Source organism: Lysobacter sp. SCRH-1R, assembly GCF_057747855.1.
Genome location: NZ_CM173227.1, coordinates 1,079,196 through 1,092,347 on the forward strand (window position 1 = coordinate 1,079,196; position 13,152 = coordinate 1,092,347).

The following is a 13,152-nucleotide window of genomic DNA, read 5'->3' on the forward strand; positions in this document are numbered from 1 at the left end:
GCCTTCGGCGGCCGACGACGAGAGCGGCCGTGTCCTGCGGTGTCGCTAGCGGATTACCAGATCACCACCTGCTTGTCGCCTTCGCGCACCATCGGCTGGCCCGGCTTGCACTCGAACGCCGCGGCGAACGCCGGCATGTTCGACGGCGCACCGATCGCGCGGAAGTTGGCCGGCGCGTGCGGGTCGGTCTTCAGGCGGACCTGCAGTTCTTCCGGCTTGAAGTTGCGGCGCCACACGGTGCCCCAGTTGAGGAAGAAGCGCTGGTCGCGGGTCAGGCCGTCGGTCTTCGGGTCTTCCTTGCCTTCGGTCGCCTTCTTCATCGCGTCGTAGGCGGTCGCCAGGCCGCCGAGGTCGGCGATGTTCTCGCCCAGCGTCAGCTTGCCGTTGACGTGCGCGCCCGGCTGCGCCTCGTAGCCGTTGAACTGCTGCACCAGCTTGTCGGTGCGGCCGGTGAAGCCCTTCGCGTCGGCGTCGGTCCACCAGTTCTCGAAGTTGCCCGAGGCACCGAAGCGGCTGCCCTGGTCGTCGTAGCCGTGCGTCATCTCGTGGCCGATGACCGCACCGATGCCGCCGTAGTTGGTGGCGTCGTCGGCGTTCGGATCGAAGAACGGCGGCTGCAGGATGGCGGCCGGGAAGACGATCTCGTTCTGCAGCGGGTTGTAGTAGGCGTTCACCATCTGCGGCGGCATGCCCCATTCGGTGCGGTCGACCGGCTTGCCGATCTTGCCCAGGTTCCACTTGTAGTTGAACTCGTTGGCGGCCAGCACGTTGCCGATGTAGCTGTCGCGGCTGGTCTCAAGGCCGGTCCAGTCGCGCCACTTGTCCGGGTAGCCGATCTTCGGCGTGAAGGCGGCCCACTTCTCCATCGCCTTCTTCTTGGTGTCGTCGGACATCCAGGCGAGGTTCTCGATGCGCGTCTTGAGTGAGGCGGAGAGGTTCTTCACCAGCTCCTCCATGCGCGCCTTCGATTCGGCCGGGAAGGCGACCTTCACGTACATCTGGCCCATCGCTTCGCCGGCTTCGCTCTCGATCGTGTCGAGCACGCGCTTGCCGCGCTCCTTCAGCTCGGACTGGCCGCGCAGGGTCTTGTTGTAGAAATTGAAGTTCTCCTGCACGAAGGCGTCCGACAGGAACGGCGAGGCGCTGTCCACGGTGTGGAAGCGCAGGTAGCTCTGCCACTGCCGGGCCGGCACTTCGGCCAGCATCTTGCTGACTTCGGCGTGGAATTCGGGGATCGACAGCGAGAACATCGCCGGCACCGCGACGCCCTGCGATTCGAAGAACTTCGTCCACGGGAAGTTCGGCGCGAGCTTGTCGGCGTCGGCCGGGCTGACCGGGTGGTAGTACAGCGAGACGTCGCGCGAGAGTTCCTCGCTCGACTTGGACACCTTCGCCAGGCGGGTTTCGAACGCGATCACGTCCTGCGCCTGCCTGGCGGCATCGGTGGCCGGCACGCCCGACAGTTCGAGCACCTTGGCGACGTGCGCCTGGTAGGCATCGAGCTTCTCCTTGTTGTCGGCCTTCGTGTAGTACTCCTTGTCCGGCAGGCCCAGGCCGCCCTGCGAGGCGTAGGCGATGTTGTTCCTGGAGTCCTTGAAGTCCGCTTCGGCGCCGAAGCCGAACAGGTAGTTCTCGCCCTTGGCGGCGCTGGTGCGGATGTAGTCGGCGATCTTCTCCGGGGTGTCGAGCGCGGCGATCGCGTCGAGCTTGCCCTGGATCGGCTTGATGCCCTGTTCGTTGATCTTCGCCGCGTCCATGCCGGTGGCCCAGAAGTCGCCGACGATCTTCTCCACGCCCTTGGCGCCGGTGTCGGCGGCGGCCTGCTCGGCGAGCTGGCGCTGGATGGCGGTGGAGCGCTCATCGAGCATCTCGAACGCGCCCCACGAGGTGCGGTCGCCCGGGATCGCGTTGGCCGCCAGCCACTTGCCGTTGACGTAGCCGCCGAAGTCGTCGCACGCGTTCTTGGAGGTGTCCAGGTCGGCGACGGTGAAGCGGTTCACGCCCGGGAGCTTGCTCTCGTCGAGCTTGTACGCGGTTTCGGCCGGCTTGGCGGCGTCGGCGGCCGGCGCGGCGTCTTCCTTCTTGCCGCACGCGGTCAGCGCGGCGGCGACGGCCAGGGACAGGACGAGGACTTGGGGTTTCTTGAGGCTCACGTAAGGGCTCCAGCCGGAAGGCGTATGGGAGTTGGGACAACCCCGGACGGGGCATCGGGCGACATTAGACCCGATTGTCCCAACCCGAGGGTGTCGAAGGTCACGTTGACGGGGCCGGCAGCAACTCCCGTTCGGGACCGGTTGGCCCGGAACGGCAAAGTCGGGCGCGGGGGCCGCGCGGCGCGGCCTCGCGGCGCACGGGCCCGCGCTGCAACCGCCCGGGCGCTGGGCGTATCCCTTGCGCAAGGTCGGAGCGATCGCCAGGCTCCGCCGATCAAAAAGGGGACCGCATGAACAAATTTCTCATGACACTGCTGCTGGCCGTGAGCGCCTTCGCCGCGAACGCACAGACCTGCAAGGACACCGCCGCCTACGAGCCGGCACGGAAGATCATCGCGGACCTGGGCCGCATCGAGACACCGAACGGCGTGCAGGAGTCCTACAAGGTCCACCTCAACGGCATCGACCAGTGGGTGAACGTGCGCGGCCAGGATCGCGCCAATCCGGTCGTCCTGTTCGTGCACGGCGGGCCGGCCTCGCCGCTGACGCCGACGCTGTGGCAGTTCCAGCGTCCTCTGGAGGAGTACTTCACGATGGTGACGTACGACCAGCGCGGCGCCGGCAGGACCTTCGTCGCCAACGATGCAGCGAAGGTCGCCGACACCATCCACATTCCCAACTTCGTCGACGACGTCATCGCGATGGCCGAAGACGTCCGCACGCGCTACGGCAAGCGCAAGCTGATCCTGATGGGCCACAGCTGGGGCACGATCATCGCGATGCAGGCGGCGCTCAAGCGGCCGGATCTCTTCCACGCGTACATCGGCATCGGTCAGGTCATCAACGTGCGCGAGAACGAGCGCATCAGCTTCGATTTCGCGATGGCGACGGCGAAGGCGAAGGGCAACGCCGAGGCGGTGCGCGAGATGGAAGCGATCGCGCCGTATCCCGGCAACACGCCGATCACGCGCGAACGCATCATCGCCGCGCGCAAGTGGGCGCAGCATTACGGTGGACTCACCGCGTATCGCGACGAATCCACGTACTTCTACCGCGCGCCGCTGCTGTCGCCCGAATACACCGACGCCGAACGCTGCGCCGTGGACGGCGGCAACGTGTTCACGCTGGGGCGCATCCTGCCGGAGTTCCTCGAGGTGGACATGTCGGGCGTGCGCGAATTCCCGATCCCGGTGCTGATGTTCATGGGCCGCCACGACTACACCACGCCGTCCGAGCCGACCGACGCGTGGCTCAGGCAGGTGAAGGCGCCGTACAAGCAGGGCGTGTGGTTCGAACACGCCTCGCACATGGTGCCGTGGGAAGAGCCCGGCAAGCTGCTGGTGAGCCTCGTGCAGTACGTGCGTCCGCTCGCGGCGGAGCCATCGGGCGTCACGGCGAAGTAACGCCGCATCGCGTCTGCTTTGCGCCGATGGCTTACGCGCGTACCTACACTGCCGATGAACCCGCCCGCGCCGACGTGGACGCGTGGGCGGGCATCTCGGTGCTGGAATTCGGCACGAACTGGTGCGGCTTCTGCACCGGCGCGCAGCCGGCGATCGAAGCGGTGCTGGCGCCGCGCGACGACGTGCGCCATGTGAAGGTCGAGGACGGCCCCGGTCGTCCGCTCGGTCGCTCCTATCGCATCAAACTCTGGCCGACGCTGGTCGTGCTGCGCGACGGCGAGGAGGTCGCGCGCGTCGTGCGGCCTTCGAATGCGGAAGAAGTCAGGCAGGCGTTGGCGGCAGTCGGCTGAAATCCGCCTTGGTAGCCCGGGCAAGGCGAAGCCGCACCCGGGGAACGCTTCCGTCAAGTCACCCCGGGTGCGCTGTGCTTACCCGGGCTACGAAAGCGCCTGCTTTGACGTGGCGTAACCGTCGCGCGCCGGAAAATGGCGCATGGCCGACAAATCCGCTCGCAAACGCCCCGCATCCCGCCGCTCGAACACGAGCGGTCCGCACGGCGTTTCGCGCATCACGGGCCTGACGATCGACAGCTACAACCTCGCGATTCCCGATCCCGACGGCGAGGGGTTCCTCGGCGATCGCGCGAGCCAGACCGCGTTCCGGCAGGTGCTCGACACCGTGCGCAAGGTGCACGCGACCGGCAAGGATCCGTTCGGCCGCGCGCGCAGCGACGAGCTGTCGAAGAAGGACATCGACCTGGTGCTGGTGGGAGGCGACGCAGACGCCTCGCACGTGACGCACCTTGCAGTGGAGGAGTTCTCGCGCAGGCTCGTGCACGTCGTGCAGTGCTTCCGAGCGCAGCCGTCGTGGCAGGACGTGAAGCGCATCGTGCTCGGCGGCGGCCTGCCCAAAAGCCAGTTCGGCCAGCTCGCGATCCGTCGCGCGCAGCGCATGCTGCGGAGCGCGCGCAGCGGCGTGGAGCTGCACGTGATCAGCCACGATCCCGACGAAGCCGGCCTGATCGGCTGGACGCAGCTGCTGCCGGCGCGTTTCCGCCGTTTCGATGCGTTCCTCGCGGTGGATGTCGGCGGCACCAACATCCGCTGCGGCATCGTCGAGCCGCGCCGGGATGCGTCCGACGACGGCGCGAAGGCGCGCGTGATCGAAAGCATGCAGTGGCGCCACGCCGAGGACGACCCCGAACGCGGCGAAGCGATCGCGCGCCTGTCGGCGATGCTCAACGGATTGTCGGCGTTCTCGCGCACGCTCGGGCTGCGGCTGGCGCCGTTCGTCGGCATCGCGTGTCCGGGGCTGATCGAGGCGGACGGCAGCATCCCGCAGGGCGCGCAGAACCTGCCGGGCGACTGGGAGGCGCCATTCCACCTGCCGGACGAACTGGCCAGGCGGCTCGATCGCGTTGCGGGGCGCGCGATCACGGTGGCGATGCACAACGATGCGGTCGTGCAGGGTTTGAGCGAACGCCCGCGCATGCGCAACGCGGAGCGGTGGGGCGTGCTCACGATCGGCACCGGCCTGGGCAACGCAAGTTTCACCAACCTGGGCGGATGACGCGCCGTCACGCGCGTATCACGCGAAACTCCACATCGGAATCACGCCGGCTCGCCAAGACTTCCGTCGTCATCCAACTCGGAGCGCACGATGGACAGCACCGTCGCCAATGCCGCCTATGGCGCCAATACGTTCCTGTGGTTCTGCATCTTCGCCTTCGGCCTGATCCTGTCGATCCTGTGGATCCTGGTGCCGTTCGCGGTGTTCGGCATCAAGGGCCTGCTGCGACGCATCGCGCGCAGCCTGGAAGTCATCGAGAAGCAGAACGTCGACCTGCTCGCCGCATGGCGCGACACGCCGCGCGATTACGGCCGCGCGGGCGAAAGCGTCGTCTATCGCGACGTGCGCCCGGATGGCACGGTGGTGCGCGAGGAACGGGTCGTTCCGCCGCGGTAAGCGGAGCTGGAAGGCAGGAACGGGAAGAGACAGGAACGAGAAACGAGTATTGCCTCATCGACGCGTTTCTCGCTCCTCTCCACTCGTTTCTGCGCCGCCTCCACTCCCCACGTCCCCGGCTTCCTGCTAGCGTGCGCGCACGAGGAGGAATCCCATGCGCGTCCATTTCCACGGTGCGGCCGGCGAAGTCACCGGTTCCCTGCATGAAGTCGAGGCGGCGGGTCGTCGCGTGCTGCTCGATTGCGGGATGATCCAGGGCAGTCCGGAAGCCGAACGCCGCAACACCGATCCGTTCCCGTTCGAGCCCGCATCGCTCGACGCGCTCGTCGTCAGCCACGCGCACATCGACCACATCGGCCGCGTGCCGCTGCTGGTCCGACGCGGATTCCGTTCGCCGATCTACGCGCAGCAGGCCACCGCCGACCTGATGCCGGTGATGCTGATGGATGCCGCGTCGATCTCGGAAAGCGATGCCGAACGCCACAACCGCTACCGCCGCGCGGGCGAGCCGGAGGCGCAGCCGCTGTTCACGCGCGAGGACGTGACGGCGGCGCTCGACCTCGTGCGTCCGCTGCCCTACGACACACGCACGGCGATCCTGCCGGGCGTGGAGATCGCGTTCCGCGAAGCGGGCCACATCCTGGGTTCGTCCAGCGTGGAGCTGTGGGCCGATGACCGAAAGCTGGTGTTCTCCGGCGACCTCGGGCCGAAGGGGACGCCGATCCTGCGCGATCCGGCCAGCATCGACCGCGCCGACCTTGTGATGATGGAATCGACGTATGGCGATCGCCTGCATCGCGATCGCGCCGAGACGATCCGCGAACTCGGCGAGATTCTCGATGCCGCATGGCGCGGCGGCGGCAACGTGCTGATTCCCGCCTTCGCGGTGGGCCGCAGCCAGGAACTGCTGTACTGGTTCGCGCGGCATTGGGACGAATGGCACCTGTCGCGCTGGCGCATCTTCCTCGACAGCCCGATGGCGGCGAAAGTGGTGTCGATCTACGACCGCCACGCCGACCTGTTCGACGAGGACGCGCAACGGGTCTGGCGCGACAAGCCCAATCCGTTCCGCCTGCCGAACCTGCATTTCACGCAGACGCGCGAGGAATCGATGGCGATCAACCGCATCGAACGCGGCGCGATAGTGATCGCCGGCTCGGGCATGGCGAATGCGGGGCGCATCCTGCACCACTTCCGTCATCGGCTGGACCGGAAGCAGACGCACGTGGTGTTCGTCGGCTACCAGGCCGAAGGCACGCTCGGGCGGCGCCTGGTCGACGGTGCGAAGTGGGTGCGCATCCACGGCCACGACGTGCGCGTGAACGCGCAGCGCCACACCGTGGGCGGCCTGTCGGCGCATACCGACCAGCGCGGCCTGATGGCGTGGTACGGCGCGATCGGCGGCAGCGATGGCGCCGCGCATCCACCCCTCGCGCTGGTGCACGGCGAGGATCGCGCACGCGAGGCGCTGGCCGGCGAGATCGGCGAAAGCTTCGGCGTGCAGGCGGTGCTGGCGCGGCCTGGGCTTGTGCTGGATGCCTAGACGCGGGAAACGAGCGGAGAGGAGCGAGAGGGTAGTAAAGGCCGCCTGGCTCCTGCTCGTTTCTCACTCCTCCTCACTCGTTCCCGCCCTGCGTCGCTTCGGCCGTTTCCGCCGACAACGGCGTAGCCGCATGGCGCGGTCGCGTGAACGGCGTCGGCGTCGGGCCCGGCGCGAGGTTGCCGATGAGCAGCCGCGTCCCCGCCGTCAGGCCTTCGGACAACTCCAGCTGCACGCGTTCGGCATCGCGACGGCGGACGTCCTCGACGATCTCCAGCGCCTCGTCCTTCGGCACGCCGAGCTGGCACAGCGCGTGGTGGCCGAACTTCATCGCCGATTCGAAGGTCTCGCGCACCTGCACGTCGACGCCGGCGTTGATCAGCTCCAGCGAATGCTCGCGATCGAACGAACGCACCAGCAGCTTCGCCTGCGCGAACTCGGACTTCGCCAGTTCGACGATGCGGTTGGCGGCGTGCTTGTTGTCGATGCACACGGCGATCACCTGCGCATCGTGCGCGCCGGACGCGCGCAGCACGTCCAGCCGCGTGCCGTCGCCGTAGTAGATCTTGAAGCCGAACGTGCCGGCGCTGCGGATCATTTCCACGTCGTTGTCGATGATCGTCACGTCCACGCCGCGCGCGAGCAGCGACTGGCTCACGACCTGGCCGAAGCGGCCGAAGCCGATCATCAGCACGTTGCCGGACAGGCCTTCGGCGACGTCGAGGTCGTCGGTTTTTTCCATCGCGCGCTTGAGCCACGGACGCACCGACAACACCACCAGCGGCGTCAGCGCCATCGACAGCACGACGATCGCGGTGAGGTTGGCGTTCTGCGCGGCGGCGATCACGCCGCTCGCGGCGGCCGTGGAATACAGCACGAAGGCGAATTCGCCGCCCTGCGCCATCAGGGTGGCGCGGTCGAGCGCTTCGCGGTGGCTGGACTCGGTCAGGCGCGCGACGGCGTAGATGCACAGCGCCTTGACCAGCATCATCGCCAGCACCGCACCGAGGATCGGCAGCCAGTTCGCGGCCACCACCGACAGGTCCAATGCCATGCCCACGCCGAGGAAGAACAGGCCGAGCAGCAGGCCGCGGAACGGTTCGACGTCGGCTTCGAGTTGATGTCGGAACGTCGATTCGGACAGCAGCACACCCGCGAGGAACGCGCCCATCGCCATCGACAATCCGCCCAGCTGCATCAGCAGTGCCGATCCGAGCACGACCAGCAACGCGGCGGCGGTCATCACCTCGCGCGCCCGCGCGGCGGCGAGCAGGCGGAAGAGGGGATTGAGCAACCAGATGCCCGCGGCGACCAGCGCGACCAGCACGCCGGCGGCGATGCCGATCGACGCCCAGCGTGACGCGGTGCTGCTCGCCTCGCCCGGCGCGAGCAGCGCCACCAGCACCAGCAGCGGCACGATCAGCAGGTCCTCGAACAGCAGCACCGAGACGATCTTCTGGCCGTGGGGCAGGGCGATGTCCCCGCGTTCGGACAGCAGCTGCATGACGATCGCGGTGGAGGTCAGCACGAAACCCATCGCACCGATGAATGCGACGATCGGCTCGTAGGCGAACAGCAGGCCGACGCCGGTCAGCGCCGCGGTGCAGGCGGCGATCTGCAGCGTGCCCAGGCCGAAGATCTGCCGGCGCAGGCTCCACAGGTGCGAGGGGCGCATTTCCAGGCCGATCACGAACAGGAACATCACCACGCCCAGTTCGGCCACATGCAGGATCGCCTGCGGGTCGGAGAACCAGCCCAGCCCGAACGGCCCGATCGCCAGGCCGGCGGCCAGATAGCCCAGCACCGATCCCAGGCCCAAGCGCCTGAACACCGGCACCGCCACCACCGCCGCGCCGAGCAGCGCGACCACCTTGACCAGATCGTTCGATCCCGCATCCGCCATTTCCGTCCCCAATCGCATGAACCGCACCGGCCGACAAAGCCTACACGGCTGGCAAGAACGGACGGTTTCGCGTAGAGTCCGCCCCGTTCAGCGCACGGCTGCCTCCCCGCAAGGGTACGTTTCCCAGGTATGCCCGCCGTGGACCGCAGTCCGGTCCGAGCCAACGGCTTCTATCCCGCACGTCTTTCGTAGCGCAGACACGGCCCGGATCGTCCGGTCGCCGTCCAATCAGATCGCCGCCGGCGCGGTTCGAGGGAACGCCGGGGCCATCACGCGACATGACTTCGTCGCCGCCTTTTCGTGGCGGTGCGACGCGATGGCGCGCGACAAGGAGCAACACCCGCATGACGTTCGAAACTCTCGGGCTTTCGCCCGCGCTGCTGCGCGCCCTGGCGGAGCAGAACTACACCACCCCGACCCCGATCCAGGCGCAGGCCATCCCGCTGGCGCTGGCCGGCCACGACCTGCTGGGCGGCGCCCAGACCGGCACCGGCAAGACCGCCGCGTTCGGCCTGCCGCTGCTGCACCGCCTTTCGAAGCAGACCGCGCCGAACGGTTACCGCCGCCCGCGCGCGCTGGTGCTCGTGCCCACGCGCGAACTGGCCGTGCAGGTCGGCGACAACCTGCGTTCGTACGCGAAGCACCTGCGCATGAACGTCAGCGTCATCTTCGGCGGCGCCGGCATGGGCCCGCAGGTCGAGATGTTCCGCCGTGGCATCGACGTGCTTGTCGCCACGCCGGGCCGCCTGATCGACCATCTCGATCGCGGCACCGCGAAGCTCGACGCCGTCGAGCTGCTGGTGCTCGACGAAGCCGACCGCATGCTCGACATGGGCTTCCTGCCGGCGATGAAGCGCATCCTCGGCAAGTTGCCGCGCGATCGCCAGACGATGATGTTCTCGGCCACCTTCGAAGCGCAGCTCAAGGCGCTGGCGGTGGAATTCATGCGCGAGCCGAAGCAGGTGCAGGTGGCCGCGCAGAACACCATCGCGCAGACCATCAGCCATCGCGTGCACGTGGTCGATGCCGGTCGCAAGCGCGATCTGCTGGTGAGCGTGCTGAGCTCGCGCCATACGGACCAGGCGATCGTGTTCGGCCGCACCAAGCACGGCTGCAACCGCCTGGCCGAACAACTGGAAGAAGCCGGCCTCGCCGCGGTCGCCATCCACGGCAACAAGAGCCAGGCGCAGCGGCAGAAGGCGCTCAACGCGTTCAAGGCCGGCAAGGCCCGCGTGCTGGTCGCCACCGACGTCGCCGCTCGCGGCCTCGACATTCCGAACCTGCCGCTGGTGATCAACTTCGAGCTGCCGATGGTCGCCGAGGACTACGTGCACCGCATCGGCCGCACGGGCCGTAACGGCGCCAGCGGCGAAGCACTGTCGCTGGTCGCGCCGGAAGAGGGCGGCCTGTTGCGCCAGGTGCAGCGCATGTTGAAGGCCGACGTGGAGATGGTGGAAGTGGAAGGCTTCGCGCCGAGCCGTCCGATCCAGCTCAACGCGCCGCTGCCGAATCCGCGCCAGAAGGCACCGGCCCGCCGTCCCACGAACCGTCCGCACGGCAAGCCGGCGCAGCGCCACGCGCATGCCGGTCCGAAGCAGCATCGCGGCGGCGGTCAGGGTCGCGGTTCGCGCAGCGGCGTCGCCAACGGCTGACGTTCGACATCGCACGGTTCGGCACCTGCGTCGACATCAGCTCCAGAACGAAGCCCCGGCCCAGCCGGGGCTTTCGTCTTTTCAGGCGGGCCAGTTCAGCACGGCCTTCAGCGTGGCGTGTTCGATCGGCGCCGAGGTGTGCTCGTGCACGACCTTCCATCCATCGCCGTGCTGTTGCAGGACGACGGTCATCCGGTTCGACAGCGAGCGCAGGATCGCGCCATCGGCCGACTGTGCGCTGTAGGTCACCGTCGCATGCCCACAGGTCATCGCGTCGCCGACGATGGATTCGACGTCGTCGAACGTCACCCGCACGCGTTCGTCGCCCAGCGATCCGAACCAGCCTTCCGCCATGCGTCGCCATGCCGCGATGCCCCGCAGCGACCACTCGCCCCACATGTCGAACACGTGGACATCCTGGTCGTACAACGCGGCGAACGCATCGACATCCCGCGCGAACACCGCGTCGCGGTAGCCGTCGAGCATCTGGACGAACGGATCGTTCATGGCGGTTCCCGGAATCAGGTCTGCGGAGGATCGGAATCGAGCACCTGCACGGGCGCGCCGCCGGTCGTCTCCGGGCGCACGCGCGCGTCGGTGACCAGCATGACGACGCCCGGCGTCAGCAGCGGCAGCACGGCGGCGACGAAATCGTGCGGGATCACCACGCGGTCGATCGTCTCCGGCCCGAGCAGGCGACCGGCGTCCGGCCCGCTGCCGGGAATGCCGATGGTGCTCCAGTTAGGCATCCGCGTGCCGGGCAGCAGCGGATTGTCGCCGTCGATGAAACCGTCCTTGACGATGTAGGCGCGCGTGCCCAGCGGCTGGCCGGGATTGCGCACCAGCACGCGCGAGCGGCCGATCTCGATGCCGTTGCGGAACACGATGATCTCCCCGTCCGCCGCGCTGAGCAGGATCGACACCGGCCCTTCGGTCGAAAGTTCCGGCCGCCAGCGGTACTTCTGCCCGGCCTCCAGCGGTGGGATCGCGGCTTCGGCGCCAGTGTGGGGATCGATCGGGATCAGCGCGCCCGGATGCGTCATGTCCTCCGGCGATCTGCCTTCCTGCGAGACCACCACGACCATGCCCATGTTCGACGAATCGAACAGCAGGCGCGCGAATTCCGACGGAAGGTGCACGCAGCCGTGAGACTCGGGATATCCGGGCAGGCCGCCCGCGTGAAGCGCCACGCCATCCCAGGTGAGCCGCTGCATGTAGGGCATGGGCGCGGCGTTGTACTTGTTGGAGCGGTGGTCCTTGTCCTTCTGCAGGATCGTGAAGACGCCGGTCGGCGTCTCGTAGCCCTTGCGCCCCGTGCTGACGGTCGTGACGCCGATGGGCAGACCGTTGCGATAGACTACGGCGCGTTGCTCGGTCAGGCTCACGATCACCGCCAGAGGTCCCGCGCGGTTGTCCCCGCCCCAGATCCACTCCCCGGGCTTGAGCTGCGACGGCGGCGTATTCGCCGGACTGGATTGGCGGGCTCCCCAGACGGGGACCGCGGCATCGGCGATGCCGCACAGCAACGACAGCGACAGCGTCAACAGGAGGCGGGTCATTGCGGAATCCATTCTCAGGGTCCGATCCAGCCTAGCCTGAAGAGAAGCCGCCCCGCCATCGGGCGAGTGAGGTTTTTTCAGACGGTTCTCATTCTGCGGGACGAGACCGGCCGCCAAGATTCCACACATGACGCAGGGCTTGTGGGCTCTGTCTTCCAGTGGCTTTCAATCGAGGCGCATCATCATGAACAACCTGCACAATCCGGCCGAGGTGGTCCCACAGTTGTGGAAGACCCGCTACGGCGTCATGAATTCCGTGCCCGGTCGCTGCCCTGCCTCGCGCTCGCTCGCGCAGTACGGGGAGTGGATCGAACAGGAACTCGACCAGCTCAGCGAAATCGTCGCCGACGACCAGCACGTGCTCGAATTCGGCAGCGAATACGGCGCGCACGCGCTATGGTTCGCGCGCGCCGTGGGCGATCGCGGCAAGGTGCACGTGATCGAACCGCGCCGCATGGTGATGCAGCAGCTGTGCGCCAACGTGGCCCTCAACGGCCTGCAGAACGTGCACACGCATCCGATGTGGCTGGGCCGCAGCAGCGGCATGGTCGAACTCGGGTCGGTGCTGCCGGGTCTGGAAAGCGCGACCGAGCGCAAGGAGCGCGTGCCGGTGCGCACGCTCGACGACCTCGACCTGGAAGCGCTGCACCTGGTCAAGATCAACTACCCCGGCGAAACGATGCCGGTGCTGGAGGGCGCCGCCGGCACCATCCGTCGCCTGCGTCCGAACCTGTACTTCCGCATGGGCGAACAGGACGTCGCGGAAGAGGAAGTGCGTCGCGTGAAGGACCTGGGCTATCGCGTCTGGTCGCACCTGCCGTACCTGTACTCGCGCAACAACCAGGTCGGCAATGCCAACAACATCTTCCCCGGCCGCGTGTACCAGAACGTGATCGCGACGCCGCAGGAAGGTGGAGTCGCCTTCGACCGGCTGATCGAGCTCTGATCTCGCGCGCGGCGTCGGGACGGGCGGGCAT

General features: G+C 67.7%; 11 protein-coding genes. 7 read left to right on the forward strand and 4 right to left on the reverse strand.

The genetic code is table 11. The annotated features are described in order from the left end of the window. Window positions 1-53: 53 nt before the first annotated feature. Entirely contained in the window at window positions 54-2,153 is a 2,100-nt protein-coding gene (locus AC3ANK_RS05015) for a M13 family metallopeptidase (protein WP_484172273.1), read from the reverse strand. A 290-nt stretch (window positions 2,154-2,443) separates the two neighbouring features. On the opposite strand from AC3ANK_RS05015, the gene AC3ANK_RS05020 reads away from it, so the two are divergent. From AC3ANK_RS05020 to AC3ANK_RS05040, 5 genes are all read left to right on the forward strand, one after another. Then, complete coding sequence (locus AC3ANK_RS05020; RefSeq protein WP_484172274.1) at window positions 2,444-3,556, forward strand: alpha/beta fold hydrolase; 1,113 nt, start codon at window positions 2,444-2,446, stop codon at window positions 3,554-3,556. A 26-nt stretch (window positions 3,557-3,582) separates the two neighbouring features. Then, complete coding sequence (locus tag AC3ANK_RS05025; RefSeq protein WP_206859688.1) at window positions 3,583-3,906, forward strand: thioredoxin family protein; 324 nt, start codon at window positions 3,583-3,585, stop codon at window positions 3,904-3,906. A 142-nt stretch (window positions 3,907-4,048) separates the two neighbouring features. Continuing rightward, complete coding sequence (locus tag AC3ANK_RS05030; protein WP_484172275.1) at window positions 4,049-5,125, forward strand: ROK family protein; 1,077 nt, start codon at window positions 4,049-4,051, stop codon at window positions 5,123-5,125. A 90-nt stretch (window positions 5,126-5,215) separates the two neighbouring features. Continuing rightward, the gene (locus AC3ANK_RS05035; protein WP_206860441.1) at window positions 5,216-5,521 is read left to right on the forward strand and encodes a hypothetical protein; all 306 of its coding nucleotides are present in this window, start codon (window positions 5,216-5,218) and stop codon (window positions 5,519-5,521) included. Between the two features lie 154 nt (window positions 5,522-5,675). Continuing rightward, window positions 5,676-7,064, forward strand: coding sequence for an MBL fold metallo-hydrolase (locus AC3ANK_RS05040; protein ID WP_484172276.1), 1,389 nt, complete (start codon window positions 5,676-5,678; stop codon window positions 7,062-7,064). Between the two features lie 73 nt (window positions 7,065-7,137). Here AC3ANK_RS05040 and AC3ANK_RS05045 read toward each other — a convergent pair whose 3' ends face one another. After that, window positions 7,138-8,964: a monovalent cation:proton antiporter-2 (CPA2) family protein gene (locus AC3ANK_RS05045; RefSeq protein WP_484172844.1), complete on the reverse strand. Its 1,827-nt coding sequence runs from the start codon at window positions 8,962-8,964 to the stop codon at window positions 7,138-7,140. Window positions 8,965-9,308: 344 nt separating this feature from the next. Here AC3ANK_RS05045 and AC3ANK_RS05050 point away from each other — a divergent pair, with 344 nt between their 5' ends. Then, window positions 9,309-10,616 (forward strand): DEAD/DEAH box helicase, encoded by a 1,308-nt coding sequence (locus tag AC3ANK_RS05050; RefSeq protein WP_206859685.1) that lies wholly within the window; start codon window positions 9,309-9,311, stop codon window positions 10,614-10,616. Between the two features lie 81 nt (window positions 10,617-10,697). Here AC3ANK_RS05050 and AC3ANK_RS05055 read toward each other — a convergent pair whose 3' ends face one another. Both AC3ANK_RS05055 and AC3ANK_RS05060 read right to left on the reverse strand, forming a co-directional pair. Continuing rightward, the gene (locus AC3ANK_RS05055; protein ID WP_206859684.1) at window positions 10,698-11,123 is read right to left on the reverse strand and encodes a YybH family protein; all 426 of its coding nucleotides are present in this window, start codon (window positions 11,121-11,123) and stop codon (window positions 10,698-10,700) included. 14 nt (window positions 11,124-11,137) lie between these two features. Further along, window positions 11,138-12,175 (reverse strand): L,D-transpeptidase, encoded by a 1,038-nt coding sequence (locus AC3ANK_RS05060; protein WP_206859683.1) that lies wholly within the window; start codon window positions 12,173-12,175, stop codon window positions 11,138-11,140. A 184-nt stretch (window positions 12,176-12,359) separates the two neighbouring features. Here AC3ANK_RS05060 and AC3ANK_RS05065 point away from each other — a divergent pair, with 184 nt between their 5' ends. Then, window positions 12,360-13,121 carry an FkbM family methyltransferase gene (locus AC3ANK_RS05065; protein ID WP_206859682.1) on the forward strand — a complete coding sequence of 254 codons (762 nt, stop codon included), beginning with the start codon at window positions 12,360-12,362 and terminating at the stop codon, window positions 13,119-13,121. The last annotated feature ends 31 nt before the right edge of the window (window positions 13,122-13,152 follow it).